At 67.6% G+C, this 15,026-nt stretch carries 11 protein-coding genes; 6 read left to right on the top strand and 5 right to left on the bottom strand.

Translation table 11 applies throughout. The features are described from left to right. The first annotated feature begins 47 nt into the window (after window positions 1-47). On the top strand, window positions 48-995 hold the full coding sequence (locus tag MWN34_RS03415) for a LysR family transcriptional regulator (RefSeq protein WP_247026507.1): 948 nt from the start codon (window positions 48-50) through the stop codon (window positions 993-995). Here the strand turns inward: MWN34_RS03415 and MWN34_RS03410 are convergent. Beyond that, entirely contained in the window at window positions 988-1,476 is a 489-nt protein-coding gene (locus tag MWN34_RS03410; protein ID WP_247026505.1) for a MarR family winged helix-turn-helix transcriptional regulator, read from the bottom strand. The genes MWN34_RS03415 and MWN34_RS03410 overlap by 8 nt on opposite strands. Window positions 1,477-1,717: 241 nt before the next feature. Here MWN34_RS03410 and MWN34_RS03405 point away from each other — a divergent pair, with 241 nt between their 5' ends. After that, window positions 1,718-2,746, top strand: coding sequence for a sugar-binding transcriptional regulator (locus MWN34_RS03405; RefSeq protein WP_425532054.1), 1,029 nt, complete (start codon window positions 1,718-1,720; stop codon window positions 2,744-2,746). Between the two features lie 79 nt (window positions 2,747-2,825). Next, complete coding sequence (locus tag MWN34_RS03400; RefSeq protein ID WP_247026501.1) at window positions 2,826-4,241, top strand: NAD(P)H-dependent oxidoreductase; 1,416 nt, start codon at window positions 2,826-2,828, stop codon at window positions 4,239-4,241. A 9-nt stretch (window positions 4,242-4,250) separates the two neighbouring features. Here MWN34_RS03400 and MWN34_RS03395 read toward each other — a convergent pair whose 3' ends face one another. Beyond that, window positions 4,251-4,514, bottom strand: coding sequence for a hypothetical protein (locus MWN34_RS03395; RefSeq protein WP_247026499.1), 264 nt, complete (start codon window positions 4,512-4,514; stop codon window positions 4,251-4,253). Window positions 4,515-4,739: 225 nt separating this feature from the next. Between MWN34_RS03395 and MWN34_RS03390 the strand changes: the two genes are divergently transcribed. Then, window positions 4,740-4,904 (top strand): hypothetical protein, encoded by a 165-nt coding sequence (locus tag MWN34_RS03390; protein ID WP_247026497.1) that lies wholly within the window; start codon window positions 4,740-4,742, stop codon window positions 4,902-4,904. A gap of 120 nt (window positions 4,905-5,024) precedes the next feature. Here MWN34_RS03390 and lon read toward each other — a convergent pair whose 3' ends face one another. Next, window positions 5,025-7,322, bottom strand: coding sequence for an endopeptidase La (lon, locus tag MWN34_RS03385; protein WP_247026900.1), 2,298 nt, complete (start codon window positions 7,320-7,322; stop codon window positions 5,025-5,027). A gap of 192 nt (window positions 7,323-7,514) precedes the next feature. After that, the gene (locus MWN34_RS03380) at window positions 7,515-7,937 is read right to left on the bottom strand and encodes an Hsp20/alpha crystallin family protein (RefSeq protein ID WP_247026495.1); all 423 of its coding nucleotides are present in this window, start codon (window positions 7,935-7,937) and stop codon (window positions 7,515-7,517) included. A gap of 250 nt (window positions 7,938-8,187) precedes the next feature. Here MWN34_RS03380 and MWN34_RS03375 point away from each other — a divergent pair, with 250 nt between their 5' ends. Both MWN34_RS03375 and MWN34_RS03370 read left to right on the top strand, forming a co-directional pair. Then, on the top strand, window positions 8,188-9,189 hold the full coding sequence (locus tag MWN34_RS03375; RefSeq protein WP_247026493.1) for a D-2-hydroxyacid dehydrogenase: 1,002 nt from the start codon (window positions 8,188-8,190) through the stop codon (window positions 9,187-9,189). Between the two features lie 186 nt (window positions 9,190-9,375). After that, window positions 9,376-10,482, top strand: coding sequence for an FAD-dependent monooxygenase (locus tag MWN34_RS03370; RefSeq protein WP_247026482.1), 1,107 nt, complete (start codon window positions 9,376-9,378; stop codon window positions 10,480-10,482). A gap of 242 nt (window positions 10,483-10,724) precedes the next feature. Here the strand turns inward: MWN34_RS03370 and MWN34_RS03365 are convergent, their stop codons facing one another. Continuing rightward, window positions 10,725-14,891: a beta strand repeat-containing protein gene (locus tag MWN34_RS03365; RefSeq protein WP_247026481.1), complete on the bottom strand. Its 4,167-nt coding sequence runs from the start codon at window positions 14,889-14,891 to the stop codon at window positions 10,725-10,727. Window positions 14,892-15,026: the final 135 nt, after the last annotated feature.

The raw sequence follows: 15,026 nt of genomic DNA, 5'->3' as shown, positions 1-15,026 counted from the left end.
CTCTGTGAATATGGTGGACACACGGAAAGCGAGCGGCGGAGCGCGCGATGGCTGAACCTTTCAAGGGGCTGAGCTGGGACGATTTCCGTCTCATCAAGGCGGTGGCGGATGCGCGCGGCCTGCCTGCGGCGGCGTCCGAGCTCGGAGTCAACCATTCCACCGTGTTCCGCCGGCTGAAGCAGGTGGAGGAGACGCTCGGCACCGTGCTGTTCGAGCGCCACCGCACCGGCTACGCCGTCACCCCGGCCGGGGAGGAAATGGTGGCGCTGGCCACCCGGCTCGACGAAGAGATCACCGCCGCCGGCCGCAAGCTGGCCGGCCGCGAGCCGACGCCCACGGGCGACCTGCGCATCACCCTGCCCGATTCACTGCTGATGCACCTGCTGATGCCGCTCATCTCCGGCTTCCGCGAGCGCTACCCGGATGTGCGGCTGGACTTCGTGCTCTCCGCCGCCTCGCTCAACCTGTCGAAGCGCGATGCCGATGTCGCCATCCGCGCCACCGACCATCCGCCGGAGAATCTCGTCGGACGGCGCGTCGCCACCATCAACTGGGCGCTCTACGGCCTCGCCGAACGCTTTCCGCGCCCCGTCACGGTGGACGAGCTGCGCGCGGAGAACTGGGTCGCGCTGTCGGACGACTATGCGCACCTGCATGTGGTGAAGTTCCTGCACGAGCACATCGAGCCGGAGCGGATCGTCTACAAGGTGAACACCGTGCTCGGCCTGCCGGACGCCATCGAGGCGGGAATCGGAATCGGCTACATCCCCTGCCTCAGCGGATCCACGCGCCCCGCGCTGACCCGACTGGCGCCGATCCGGCCGGAATTCTCGGCCGGCCTCTGGCTGCTGACCCACCCGGACCTGCGCCACGCGCCGCGGGTGCGGGCCTTTCTCGACTACATGGCCAGCGAAGTCACCAAGGTACGCCGGCTCATCGAGGGCACGGAAGGGCCCGCGATGGAGCGGATCGAGCCGGAACCCGTCGCTACTTGACCCGCGACAGCAAACCGTTGCGCAGGCAGGTGAGTTCATTGGTGAGGCGCTCCAGCGTCGCGCTGTCGCGTTCGAGGCACAGTCCCATCTCGCGCGGCACCCGCGCCGCCTCGCCGCGCAGCGCGCGCCCCTTGTCGGTCAGCACCACGCGCACCTGCCGCTCGTCATGGGAGCAGCGCGCCCGGCGCACCAGCCCGGCCGCCTCCATGCGCTTGAGCAGGGGGGTGAGGGTGTTGGTCTCAAGAAGCACCCGCTCGCCGATCTGGCCGACCGTGAGCCCGTCGCCCTCCCACAGCGCCACCATCACCACATATTGCGGATAGGTGAGGCCGAGACGATCGAGCATCGGCTTGTAGACGCGGTTGAAGGCGTGGTTCGCCGAATAGACGGCGAAGCAGAGGAAATCGCTGAGCTTCAGCGGATCGGGAACGGCGTCGCCCGTTTCAGTGCCGGTCTCGCGGACATCGTTGCTGTCGGACATGACACGGCCCCATCGGTTGGTACAGACGACAAGATTAGATCGCATACGATATGTTTCAAGCCCATTTTGCACATGAGGGCCATGCGTTTCCGTAGCGCGAAGAATGCCGGCAAAGGGTTTCGCTTTTCGATTCACACAGGGCGAGGCCGAAGCGCCGGTCTTCCTACGCCTAAAGTTTGATACGCGGCCTGCCTCTCCCTAGGATCGCCGCGTACAGGGGAACGCGATGGCAGACGAGAAGATGGCGCCGCCCTCGGCGGAGGTCGGGATGACGGGCGCGAACGGCGCGGCGGGGCGGCGCTCCTCGCGGCTCAGGCTGCGCGCGGCGTGGATGTATTACGTGGAAGGCATGACCCAGAGCGCGATCGCCGAGGCGCTCGACATCGGGCGGGTGACGGTGGTGCGCCTGCTGGCGGATGCCCGCAGTCTCAACGAGGTGCGCATCAGCCTCGCCCGCGACGTCGCCGAGCTGCCGCGGCTGGAGATCGGCCTGCAGAAGCTGTTCGGCCTGCGCGAGGCAATCGTCGCCCCGCTCTCGGGGCCGGGCGCCGATCCCACCGCCGCGATCGGCGCGGCGACCGGGCAATATCTGTCCGACCTGATCCGTTCCGACATGACGATCGGTTTCGGCTGGGGCCGCACGCTGATGCGCGCGCTCGGCTTCGTCGACGAGAAGACCGTCTCCAACCTGTCGGTGATCTCGCTGCTCGGCGGCATCACCAAGGCCCGGCAATACAATCCGGCGGAGTTCGCCTGGCAGTTCGCCCGGCTGTTCCAGGCCGATTGCCACCTCATCGCCGCCCCGGCGCTGGTGGACAGCGTCGAGACCCGCACCGCGCTGATCGAGCGCTGCGGCCTCGCCACCGTCTACCAGACCGCGCGGCGCATGGACGCGGTGGTGGTCAGCGTCGGCGAGATGTCGGGCGAGAGCACGGCCCGGCGCTTCGGTTTCTTCTCCGACACCGACTGGCGGGAGCTGATCGCCGCCGGGGCCGTGGGCGACGTGGTCTATAATTTCCACGACGTTGCCGGTCGGCTGGTCGACCACCCGATCAACCGGCGCGTCATGTCGATCCCGATGGAGACGCTGCAGGCGACGCCCCAGCGCATCCTCACATCGGGCGGGCCGCAAAAGATCGACGCGGTGATCGGTGCGCTGCGCCTGCTGCGGCCTACCGTCTTCATCACCGACGAGGCGACCGCCGCCACGGTACTGGAAAGACTGGCGCCGGACGGTATCCCGGCGGGAGGGACGCAACAGGAACGTTGACGGGCGCGCCCGATCGGTTACCGAAGGGGCCGGCCTATGCCGTTTCGGTTCACCGGCGGCGCCGTGTAAGGAAATGCAGATGTTCGGCAAGATCGGTCCCGCGTCCTCCGCTCCCGCCTCGCCCGCCAAAGCCGGCGGCGTGCTGGACCTGTCTTCGCTGGCGCCGGCGGGCGCTCGCGGCGGCCTCGCCCTTACCGGCCTTGCCGCCGAGATCGCCCGCTACACCGACGCGAACGGCCCGATCACCCTTGGACTCGTCGGCGCGGGGCAGATGGGCACCGACCTTCTGGTGCAGGCCGCACTGATGCCGGGCATGCGGATCGGCGCGGTGGCGGTGCGCAATCCGCACTCCGCCTTCGAGGCGGCGCAGGTTGCGGGCCATGACGCCGGCGACCTCGCCAACGCCGATACGCCCGCCGCCATCGACCGCGCCATCGAGGCCGGCAAGATCGCGGTGACGCAGGACTACAACGCCATGTGCGCGGCCGGGCGGATCGACGTGGTCATCGACGCCACCGGCTCGCCGAACATCGGCACCATCGTGGCGCTGGAGGCGATCCGCAACGGCAAGCATGTCGTGCTGCTCTCGGTGGAGGCCGACATCACCATCGGCCGTCACCTCAAGCAGGAGGCGCGCGCCGCCGGCGTGGTGCTGACCGGGGCGGCGGGCGACGAGCCGGCCTCGACCATCGAGCTGATCGGCCTCGCCCAGGCGCTGGGGTTCGAGATCGTCTGCGCCGGCAAGGCCAAGAACAACGCCTTCAAGACCGACGCGGTGCCGGACGAGTTCGCCGCCGAGGCGAAGGCCCGCAACATGAACCCGCGCATGCTGGTGGAATTCGTCGATGGTTCCAAGACCATGGTGGAGATGACCGCGCTCGCCAATGCGACCGGCCTCGTGCCCGACATCGCCGGCATGCACGGCCCCGCCGCCGATCGCGACGTGCTGGCGCAGGTGCTGTGCACGAGGCAAGACGGCGGCATCCTCTCGCGCTCCGGCGTGGTGGACTTCACGCTGGGCAAGGATGTCGCGCCGGGGGTGTTCTGCATCGTGAAGCCGCGCCACGAGCGGGTGATCGAGCGCATGGCCGACCTCAAGGTGGGGCCCGGCCCCTGCTTCGCGCTGATCCGGCCGTTCCACCTCACCAGCCTCGAAGTGCCGCTGTCGGCCGCGCGGGCGGTGCTGCACGGAATGCCGGACATGGAGGTGCTCGATCATCCCGTCGCCGAATGCACGGCGGTGGCCAAGCGCGACCTCAACCCCGGCGATCTGCTCGGCAAGATCGGCGAATATGACTATCGCGGCTTCACCATGGCCTGGCGCGAGGCACGCGAGAGCGGCTCGCTGCCGCTCGGCCTTGCCGAGAAGGCGAAGGTGCTGCGCCCGGTGAAGAAGGGCGAGCGCCTCACCTATGAGAACTGCGCGCCCGACGACAGCCTCGTCGTGACGCAGATCCGCCGCCGGCTCGACCAGCAGGACGCGCGGTTCCTCTGAGCGAAAAGCTCAGGCCCGCCCGGTACGTTTCGCCGGCACCTTGAGCAGATCGGCCAGCTCGGTGAGCGCCTCGGCGAGCTCGCGCACCTGCTCGGGGCGCAGCACGAGCTGAAGGGCGGGGATCGGCTCGCCGGCCTTCGGCGCGCTGGTGCCGATCTCGACGCGCAGCCCGGCGGCATCCTCGCCGAACAGGGCGGTGGTGAAGCCGTAGAGCGGCCACACCTTCAGATGGCCCTTGCCGTCGGTTTCCCAGTCCTTGAAGGCGTCGCTCATCGGGCACTTCCTTTTTCAGCCTGCGGCCTGTCGCCTCACGCGCAACGGAAGCGGCGGGCGACTGCGAATAAGACTATTGGCGGATGTCTACCATTGATGCGAGGATTTGCGGGCAGGCTTTCTGCCGCGTCACGCGGCCGACTGGCCCACGCGCCTCACCGGACCGCCGGCGGAAAGAAACGGCGGCCGGGTCGTGCTCATGACAGACGACAGGAGAGAGACGCCATGGACACGCCGACCCGAAAAGCCATCGAACTGCTCCTCGAAGTTGCTGAGGAGCGCCGCATCCATGAGACCGAGGACGACGATAACGAGCTTGCCGGCCGCCTCGCGGCAGCCATCGAGCAGGTTCGCGGTCTCATCGGGGTGATGGGCGACGCCGCAAGCTAGGATCTGCGCTTCGCCCTGCCCCGCCGGGCGGCGAGACCGCCCGCCTGCCGACCTCACATGAAGAAACCGCCGGGCTGCGCGCTGCAGCCCGGCGGATGATCGTGCTCGTCCGGCGCCGGATCAGGCGGCCGCGCCCGCCTGAGAGGCCCCCGCGTGAGATGCGCCGGTCTCTTCGACCGTCTCCAGCGCATTGGCGACGGCGTCGTCCACCCGCTCCAGCCAGACGAATTCCAGCCGATCCCGCGCGTCCTGGGGGATGTCCTCATAGTCGCGCCGGTTGCGGGCGGGCAGCATGACGCGGGTGAGACCCGCCCGTGCCGCCGCGACCACCTTCTCCTTGATGCCGCCGACCGGCAGCACCAGCCCGCGCAGCGAGATCTCGCCCGTCATCGCGGTGTCCTTGCGCACCGTGCGGCCGGTGAGCAGGGAGACCAGCGCGGTGAACATCGCCACGCCCGCGCTCGGCCCGTCCTTCGGGGTCGCCCCCGCCGGGACGTGGACATGCACGTCATTGGTGGCGAACACCGCCGGGTCGATGCCGAGCTCGACCGCGCGGCTCTTCACCAGGCTCATCGCCGCCTGCGCGCTCTCCTTCATCACGTCCCCGAGCTGTCCGGTGAGGATCAGCCCGCCACGGCCGGGCACCTTCGTCGCCTCGATGAAGAGGATGTCGCCGCCCACCGGGGTCCAGGCGAGGCCTGTGGCCACCCCGGGAACCGAAACGCGCAGCGCCACCTCGTCCTCGAAGATCGGCGGGCCGAGCAGGTCCGGCAGATCCGCCGCGGTGATCCGCGCGCTGGTCACGCTGCCATCGGCGATGCCGACGGCGATGTGACGGATGGCGCGTCCCACCTCGCGTTCAAGATTGCGCACCCCGGCCTCCCGCGTATAGGCGCGGATCATGCCGGTGAGTGCGTCGTCCTCGATGGCGAGCTGCTCGGGCTTCACCCCGTTCGCCTCAAGCTGGCGGCGCACGAGATAGCGCTTGGCGATCTGGAGCTTCTCGCTGTCGGTGTAGCCGGACAGCGAGATGATCTCCATGCGGTCGCGCAGCGGCCCGGGGATGGTGTCGAGCATGTTCGCGGTGGCGATGAACACCACGCGCGAGAGGTCGAACGGCACGCCGAGATAATTGTCCCGGAACGTTCCGTTCTGCTCGGGGTCCAGCACCTCCAGCATCGCGGCCGACGGATCGCCCTGGATGCCGGAGCCCATCTTGTCGATCTCGTCCAGCATCATGACGCAGTCGCGGGTGCCCGCCTTGCGCAGACCCTGGATGATGTTGCCGGGCAGCGCGCCGACATAGGTGCGCCGGTGGCCGCGGATCTCCGCCTCGTCATGCACGCCACCGAGCGAGACGCGCACGAATTTGCGTCCCATGGCGCGGGCGATCGACTGGCCGAGCGAGGTCTTGCCGACGCCGGGCGGGCCGGCGAAGCACAGAATCGGTGCCTTGCCGTTCGGCGCCAACTTGCGCACGGCGAGATATTCGACGATGCGGCGCTTGATCTTGTCGAGGCCGAAATGGTCCTCGTCGAGAATGCGGCGCGCATCAGCGATGTCGATCGTCTTCTCGTCGCCGAGCTTCCACGGCAGGGCGATCAGCCAGTCGAGATAGGTGCGGATCATGCCGTATTCGGCGCTGGCGTCCTGCATGCGGCGCAGCCGGCCCAGCTCCTTGCGGGCCATCTGCTCCACATCCTCCGGCATGCCGGCATCGAGGATCGCCTTTTCGAGATCGGCGATCTCCTGCTGGTTGCCGCCGTCCTCGCCGAGCTGCTTCTGGATCGCCGCCATCTGCTCGCGCAGCAGGGCCTCGCGCTGGCGCTCGTCGAGCGCCGCCTTGGTCTGCTGGCCGATCTCCCGCGACAGCCGCAGCACCTCGATCCGGTGGGCGAGGATGCGCGAGACCTTGTTCATCCGCGCGACGACGTCCACCGTCTCCAGAAGCTCCTGCTTCTCCTCCGGCGAGACATCCATATACGCGGCGACGAGGTCCGCCAGGGCCGCCGGCGAGGTGGTGCCGCGCACCGCGGCGACCATCTCCTGCGGCACCTGCGGCAGCAGCTCCAGCGCCTCGGTGGCCTGCCCCTGCAGATGGACGAAGCGCGCCTCGATCTCGGAAGACATGGCGTCGTCCTCATCGATGCGCTTCACCCGCGCGACGATATAGGGCTTCTCGCGCACGAACTCCTCGACGCGGAAGCGCTGCTCGCCCTGGCAGACAAGGTGATTGGTGCCGTCGGGCGCGGTGACGTAGCGCAGGATGTTGGCGACGACGCCCATCCGGTGCAGGTCGGTCGCGCCGGGCTCGTCGGTGCTCGGGTCGCGCTGCATGAGGATGCCGACGGGCTTGCCCTCGCGGATCGCCTGCTGGGCAGCCGCGACCGAGCCGGGCCGTAGCACCGCCACCGGCATCACGACGCCGGGGAACAGCACGAAGCTGCGGACGGGAAGAATGATGAGCGTATCCGTGCCGCTGGCGCCCGTGCGCACGGTGGCGGCGTCGTCCGGCGCCGGCGAGACGGGCGCTTCGGTACCGGCAATCTGGCCGGAATCTTCGGGATTACGTGTGAGAACGGGGTTCTGGTTCTGCATGATGTTGACCCCTCAAACCTTGCGCAGGACGATGGCGAGGCAGCCATTGACCACTGTGGGACGGGCGATTTCGTAACGGCCGGCGGGAAGGGCGAGCTGTCGCTCGAAGCGGCCCTGCGGAAGCTCCATGCGATGGATGACCGCATGGGCGAGCTCGGCCGGCTGGACCCGCTCGCCGGAGATCGTGAGCACGCCATTGTGGATGGCGACCTCGATCCGGTTCGGGTCGACGCCGGGCAGCGCCGCGAGCACGAGCAACTCGCGCTCGGTTTCGAGGATGTCGACCGGCGGCTCCCATGCCGGGGGCCGGGCGGGGGCATGGCGGACATGCACGGCCGCTACCGGCTGGAACATCTGCCGATGCAGGCGCTCCGCGCGATTCAGCATCTCGACGGCATCCGACCACATCCAGGCGCGGGGGTCGTTCTTCTTCATGGGGAAGACTCCTGCGGGGCTGATTACGGCACGGGGCGTGAGCCCGGCCGTCACCCGCGAGGAGGCATATAGGCACGGCTTTCCGTTGCGCCAGATCATCGGCGCGCAATTATATCGCGAGCGATCTTTTCACCGATCGTGACGACTTTTGATGCTGCCGGACGGCACACGCCGCAAAAGCCGCCCGGCCGGCCGCGCGCGGTATTGACGGCGTCCTCGCGACCTGTAGCTCTGGTACAGGGAGGCCGTCATGCGTCGCATCCACGTGCACATCAAGAACACCCCCTGGAACACGGCGGAAGCCGCGGAGATCTTCACGATCTCGCCCGAGCGCTTCGCCGAGGGGCTGGCGCAGCACCCGGACCTCGCGCCCTTCGTCGAGACCAGCTTCAGCCTCGGCGAAGAGGACTGGCCTGCCGCGCTGGGCGACGCCGAGGCGCTGGTCGGCTGGGACGTGCGCGTCGAGGCGGCGGCGCAGGCGGCTCCGAAGCTGCGGCTGATCCACGTCATCGGTGCCGGGGTCGAGCACCTGATGCCCATGGACTGGCTTCCCCCGCAGACCACGGTGGTCAACAGCAAGGGCATCCACGCCACGCGGGCGGGCGAGTTCGGCCTCATGGCCATCCTCATGCTGCACAGCCATATGCCGGGCCTCATCGAGCAGCAGAAGCGCCGCGCCTGGGCCTCGCTCTATGCCAGCCCGATCGCCGGCCGCACCTTGCTCGTCATCGGCGTCGGCAGCATCGGCGGGGCCGTCGCGCGCCGGGCCAAGCTGCTCGACATCCGGGTGATCGGCGTGTCCCGCCACGGCCGGCCGGCCGAGGGAGTGGACCTGATGCTGACCCCGGACCGTCTCGACGAAGTACTGCCCGAGGCTGATTTCGTGTTCGTCGCCACCCCGGCGACCGGCGAGACGCGCGATCTGCTCGACCGGCGGCGGCTGTCGCTGATGAAGCCAGGTGCCGGCCTCGTCAATGTGGGGCGCGCCCCGGTGGTCGATTACGACGCACTCACCGACCTGCTGCACAGCGGGCATATCGGTGGGGCGATCCTCGACGTGTTCGAACCGGAGCCATTGCCGCCCTCCTCGCCGCTCTGGTCGGTTCCCAACCTGATCGTGACGCCGCATGTTTCGGCCGATGACGGCGCGTCCTATGCGCGTCTCACCATCGACCTGTTCCTGCGCAACCTGCGACGCCACCTCGCCGGCGAACCGCTGCTGAACGTCGTCCGGCCCGAACTCGGCTACTGAATCGAGGCCCGTGGCCTCGAATCGGCATCCCCCTTGCAAGGCTCCGGCGATCGACGCCGCCCCATCGCCACGCGCGCGGGGCCGCTTCGGGGAGCGGATGGCGTCGCCGGCCTCGCGGGGGCTCGCGGCGGCCATGCGGTCGGGTGGAAGCACGGGCCCGGATGCGGGCCGCTTGGGAGCCGGACGATGAAGAAGCGTGCGCTGGTGTGCGGAGCCGGGATCGGTGGCCTCTCGGCGGGCCTCGCCCTCGCCCGGATCGGCTGGGACGTCACCGTTTTCGAGCGCGACGAGGAACTGCGCACGGCCGGCGCCGGCCTCAATCTCTGGCCGAACGGCGTGCGTGTCCTCAAGGAACTCGGGCTTGGGCCCCATTATGCCGCGATCTCCGCCAGCCTGCGCACCTACCGGACCTTCTCCTCGACCGGCGAGGTCGTCGCGATCGATGACGTGAGCGACTGGCCCGAACGCTATGGCGCGGCGCTTTCGGGCGTCTACCGGCGCGACCTCAGCCGCATGCTCGCCGATGCGCTCGGGGCCGGACGGCTTCAGCTCGGGCGCCGTGTCGTCGCGGTCGCGCAGGACGGCGACACGGTGAGCTGTCGCTTCGCCGATGGCGGAAGTGCAGAGGGTGACCTGCTGATCGGCGCGGACGGCATACATTCGGCGGTGCGTGCCGCCCTGTTCGGCCCGCAGGCGCTGAGCGCCGACGGACTGGTGCGCTGGCGGGGGCTGTTCGATCTCGCCGATGTCGAGGTCGATCCCCACGCCGCCGTGGAAGTGTGGGGAGCGGGCGGCCATTTCGGCTACATGGCGATCGGCGGCGGGCGCGCCTACTGGTTCGCCGCGGCGGACGGCATCACGACAGAACCGGACGATGCGCGCGCCTTCTTCAGCCGGTGGGAACGCAGCAGCGTGCCGGCCATCATCGCCGCCACGGACCCCTCGACCATCATCCGCAACGAGATCCGCGACCTGGTGACGCCGCTGCCGCGCTGGTCGCGGGGGCGCATCACCCTGCTCGGAGACGCCGCCCATCCGATGCTGCCGGGCATGGCGCAGGGTGCGAGCCAGGCGCTGGAGGATGTGCGGATCCTCAAGGCGGCGCTGGCGGAGCACGAGGATCTCGCCGCCGCGCTCGATGCCTATGAGCGCGCGCGCATACCCTGGGTCGGGAACGTGGTGCGGGGATCGCGCCCGCTGTTCGACTTCGACGGGCAGCACGAACGGGTGGCCAGCAATTGCAACCCGATCCTCGGCCGCTACGACAGCATCGCCGAACGCCGGAGCGCGTGAGGTCTGTTCCGAACCCAGCGGGCCATGCCCGGTGCGAACCGGGGCGGCACTGCCACGGCCGGCGGAGATGGCGCCCGATCCGGTGCAAGGCGGCGGCATCGACGATCACGGCACGGGCGGGTTCCGCGCATCACCTCATAAATCCCGCCATCCGGTGCCGCTTCCCATGGCCGGACTTGTGCCCGCAAGACGACCGGCCGGACCGCCGCGGCGCTCGGGCCGGGGCGGTCCGGCCATCGGCATTACCACTGGTAGCGCAGACCCCCGGTCAGCGAGTAGCCATTGATGTTCTCGCCGAAGCGGTAGTCGCCGCGCACAAAGCCGAGGAAGCCGGTGCCGACCAACTGGCCGGACAGAGCCAGGCCGACCTGACCGAAGGTTCCCACGCGCGAGGTCGAGATATCGGCGCCGACGCTGGACACCTCCGGCTGGTAGAAGGCATTGGCATCGCCGGAGAACTCGTGCCAGACACTGGCCTGGACGGAGGGCTGCAGGATCAGCTTGTCCGACGCCGCGATCACCGTGCCCACCCGCACCCGCAGGCTGCCCAATACGCTCTCGATATCGTCCTGCTTCACCACGCCGGCGGTGCCCGACGCATCTGTGATGGTGACGTCGTCGACGCTGGCGGTCACGTAGGTCAGGCCGGCCGACGGTTCGATGAACCATGTGCTCGACAGCGGGATGACCTTGCCGGTCGAGGCGATGATCGAATAACCGTCGCCATTGAGCTTGTAATTGTTGAGGCCGGCGACGGCATTGTTCAGCTTCACGTCATAGTAGTTCCGCTGCACCTGCACGTCGGCATAGAAGCCGAAGCCCGTGATGGCGGCATAGGCACCGAAAAACGGCGCGTCCACGTCCGACGAGCCGGGGTAGCTGACGCCCGTATTGTTGACCCAGACGTCGCCGCCGGTCAGGCCCACATGGGCGTTCCAGCCGGAGCCGTTGATGTTGGCGCGGCTGATATCCGCGCCGACCTGAAAGCCGAAGAAGCTCGACTCGTAGTTGGCCGGGCTGGTCACGCTGGATGATGCGCCGGAGATGTGCGTCGTGGTGTCGGCGGAGATGTTGTAGTCACCGCCCTTGACGCGCGACCACAGGCCGAAGGACAGCTGGTCCTTCACCGGATCCGGCGGGGCGGAGACGAAGGCGCTGGTCGGCTCGTTGAAGCCGGTGGCGATGGCCAGCATGGACGAGGCGACGGAGGCTGCCGCCGCACCCGCGCCGTCGGGATTGAGTTGCGAGACGACGTTCCAGTTGTCGCCCTGACGCTGGAGCTTGTACTCGATCAGCCCGCCGCTGGGCAGGTTGGTGGAGGTGAACGCCGACGCCGCACCGCTGCCATTGTCCGTTACCACCGTGATGGGGTTGGCGAACAGGCTGTATTGCCCGCTGGTGTTGTAGAGGTTCAGGGTGGTGGAGCCGCCGACGCTTCCAGCGATGTTGATGACGTCGCTGCGCACGCCGTCATTCGCGCCGCTGAGATTGACGTCCATGTTCGCTTGCGAAGCGCCGGTGCCCGTGTAATTGCCGCCAATGTTCAGGGTGTTGAAGGTGGTACCGTCGGAACGCATCTCGATGGTGCCGGCATTGCTGAAGCTGCCGCCGACCGAGGCCGGCGTCGTGGAAGCGACCGTGAAGGTCGCGCCGGCGGCGTTGGTCACATCGCCGCCTATGCTGCCGCCCGTCGCGAAGAACGAGAAGAGGTTGGTCAGCGCACCGCCGATGCTGCCGGAATTGACGAAGGCGGATTCGTTCGTCACCGACCCGACGATAGTGCCGCTATTGGCGAAGGTCGCGGCGTCGAGGTTGGCGACATCACCGCCGATCGAACCGGCATTGGAGAAGCTTGCCGACCCGCTATTGGTGACGCTGCCGTCGATGCCGCCCGTATTGGCGAAAATGGCGGCGTTGGTATTCAGCACATCACCGACGATGGTGTTGAAACTTGTATTGCTGAACGTGCCGTTGTCGGCATTGACCACGTTTCCGCTGATCGTGCCGTGATTAATGAACTGGCCATAGTCGATGTTGACGGCGGCGCCGACCTTGCCGCCGACATCGTTGGTGAACAGGCCCGTGCCGGAATTGGTCGCGACGCCGACCACCGTGCCCGCATTGAGGAACGTGCCCGCCATATTGGCGGCATCGGCGCCGATGGTGCCGGAATTGGTGAAGCTGGTTCCGGAATTCGTGGCGTCGGCCAGGATCTGGTTCGTGTTCACGAACAGGCCGGTGCCGCTGTTCACGGCATTGCCGGTCCCCGCCGCGCCCGTCCCGATCACGCCGTCATTCTGGAACGTGCCGGCCGAATTGCTCGCATTCGTCTCGATGACGGCGCCGGCCACGTTGGTGAACGTCGTGCCGGAATTGCTGGCCGTGCCCTTGATCCTGTTGGTGTTGTCGAAGGTGCCCCCGGTATTGGTGGCATCGCCGCCGATGGTGCCGGCATTGACGAAGGCGCCCCCCGTATTGGTGGCGTTGGCGCCGATGGTGCCGGAATTGCTGAAGCTGGTTCCGGAGTTGGTGGCGTCGGCCAGGATCTGGTTCGTGTTCACGAACAGGCCGGTGCCGCTGTTCACGGCATTGCCGGTGCCCGCCGCGCCCGTCCCGATCACGCCGTCATTCTGGAACGTGCCGGCCGAATTGCTCGCATTCGTCTCGATGACGGCGCCGGCCGCGTTGGTGAACGTCGTGCCGGAATTGCTGGCCGTGCCCTTGATCCTGTTGGTGTTGTCGAAGGTGCCCCCGGTATTGGTGGCATCGCCGCCGATGGTGCCGGCATTGACGAAAGCGCCCCCCGTATTGGTGGCGTTGGCACCGATGGTGCCGGAATTGCTGAAGCTGGTTCCGGAGTTCGTGGCGTTGGCCAGGATCTGGTTCGTGTTCACGAACAGGCCGGTACCCGTGTTGACGGCATTGCCGGTGCCCGCCGCGCCGGTGCCGATCACACCGTTGTTCTGGAACGTGCCGGCCGAATTGCTGGCATTCGTCTTGATGATGCCCGCCGCCTCATTGGTGAACAGCAAACCGGAATTGCTGGCGGTGCCGTTGATCGTGCCGGTATTGTCAAAGGTGCCGCCAATGTTGTTGGCGTTGCCTTTGACCAGGCCCGAATTCGCGAAAGTGTTCGCCGTATTGACGGCATCGCCGTCGATGGTGCCGGAGTTGGTGAAGCTCGTCCCGGAATTCGTGGCGTTGCCCGTCACCTCGCCCGCATTGACGAAGGTGTTGCCCGTGTTGGTCGCGTTGCCGGAAATGACGCCTCCGAGCTCGTTGCGGAACCGGAAGCCCGAATTATTGCCATTCCCGTTGATCGACCCGTAGTTCTCGATCGTACCCGTGCCGGTATTGTTGACGTTGGCGGCCGTGATCGTTCCGTAATTCTCGACCGTGCCGGCCGCAGTGTTGTTGACACCGGCCGCACTGATCGTCCCGGTGTCGCGGACGGTCAGGTCGCCCTGGTTCTCGAACGTGCCGCCGCTGATCGTGAGGGTCGTGGAACTGCCGACCACAGTCGAACCGACGATGAACGCAGCACCCGCCGCATTGGTTACCCCGGTCGCGCCGAGGTTGCTGGTGACGATCGTCGTGCCTTCTTCGTTGGTGAGGCCCAGGAAACTGCCGCCCCCGGCGATGGTGAAGGTGCCCGTGCCGGTCTTGGTGAAGTCGCCTGCAGCCGTGACGGCGCCGTTGAAGACCGTATCGGCATTCGTCGTATCGAGGGTGCCCCCGGTCGCCTTGATGGTGACGGGCTGGTTGAAGGTGACAGTGACACCCCCCGTCGGCTGGAGGATGCCGCCATTGAAGGTCATCGGCGTCTGCTGCGCCGCCGGGTCCGCTTGGGTGAAATAGGCCTGCGATTTGTCGATCCAGAGCGAATAACCCTGGATGTAGGCGCGGCCTTCACCATAGGGCGACTGGATCGCGGTGCCAGAGATGGTCGATGTGACCCCGGTCGTCCCGCTGTCGCCGCCGATCGTGAAGGTGCCGGTGCTGAAGGGCGGCGGGACGCTGGTGGTTCCGAGCGAGGTGCCGTCCTTGAATACTTCGAACTGGTCGCCGACCAGGAAGTCGTCGCGCACGACGATGACGGTGGGGCTATACGTCGTCACCTCGAAGGTGCGATCCCAGGAAGACCCTTGGGCGCCGAACAGGAAGTCCTGGTCCCCGCCGCCCAGAACCAGCGTTTCCGCCGATGCGCCCTGCGGCAGGAGAGCCGCGCCGATGCCGAGCGACGTCGCCAGCACCGTCGTTCCCGCCAGATGCCACCGGAACCGTCCCAGCACCGAAGCCCGGCCACGCACTGTCCGCCGGATCTTCCTGCCATCGCTGACGCCGGCGGAAAGACCACCATCGGCACGCACCACACCCGACCTGCGGCCGCCCGCCACGAATAAGGTCATTATAGTCTCCGCCCACAAGCGAATGCTCAGAATTAGAACATCAGCTTTCCCGTAGTCGAGCGTATGGGTCGTTCCGAAACCTTTCAAGAGTGCCCGCAAAACCTTGCTACACGCCAGCATTCGCCACGCCAGCCG

Source organism: Ancylobacter crimeensis (genome assembly GCF_023016805.1).
Taxonomy (GTDB): Bacteria; Pseudomonadota; Alphaproteobacteria; order Rhizobiales; family Xanthobacteraceae; genus Ancylobacter; species Ancylobacter crimeensis.
This window is presented reverse-complemented; position numbering and strand designations above follow the sequence as displayed.

What these genes read in the sequence shown, in the direction of transcription:
- MWN34_RS03415 (WP_247026507.1), top strand. Translation starts at nt 48, where the DNA reads ATGGCTGAACCTTTCAAGGGGCTGAGCTGGGACGATTTCCGTCTCATC.
- MWN34_RS03410 (WP_247026505.1), bottom strand. Translation starts at nt 1,476, where the DNA reads ATGTCCGACAGCAACGATGTCCGCGAGACCGGCACTGAAACGGGCGAC.
- MWN34_RS03405 (WP_425532054.1), top strand. Translation starts at nt 1,718, where the DNA reads ATGGCGCCGCCCTCGGCGGAGGTCGGGATGACGGGCGCGAACGGCGCG.
- MWN34_RS03400 (WP_247026501.1), top strand. Translation starts at nt 2,826, where the DNA reads ATGTTCGGCAAGATCGGTCCCGCGTCCTCCGCTCCCGCCTCGCCCGCC.
- MWN34_RS03395 (WP_247026499.1), bottom strand. Translation starts at nt 4,514, where the DNA reads ATGAGCGACGCCTTCAAGGACTGGGAAACCGACGGCAAGGGCCATCTG.
- MWN34_RS03390 (WP_247026497.1), top strand. Translation starts at nt 4,740, where the DNA reads ATGGACACGCCGACCCGAAAAGCCATCGAACTGCTCCTCGAAGTTGCT.
- lon (WP_247026900.1), bottom strand. Translation starts at nt 7,322, where the DNA reads ATGCCGGTGGCGGTGCTACGGCCCGGCTCGGTCGCGGCTGCCCAGCAG.
- MWN34_RS03380 (WP_247026495.1), bottom strand. Translation starts at nt 7,937, where the DNA reads ATGAAGAAGAACGACCCCCGCGCCTGGATGTGGTCGGATGCCGTCGAG.
- MWN34_RS03375 (WP_247026493.1), top strand. Translation starts at nt 8,188, where the DNA reads ATGCGTCGCATCCACGTGCACATCAAGAACACCCCCTGGAACACGGCG.
- MWN34_RS03370 (WP_247026482.1), top strand. Translation starts at nt 9,376, where the DNA reads ATGAAGAAGCGTGCGCTGGTGTGCGGAGCCGGGATCGGTGGCCTCTCG.
- MWN34_RS03365 (WP_247026481.1), bottom strand. Translation starts at nt 14,891, where the DNA reads ATGACCTTATTCGTGGCGGGCGGCCGCAGGTCGGGTGTGGTGCGTGCC.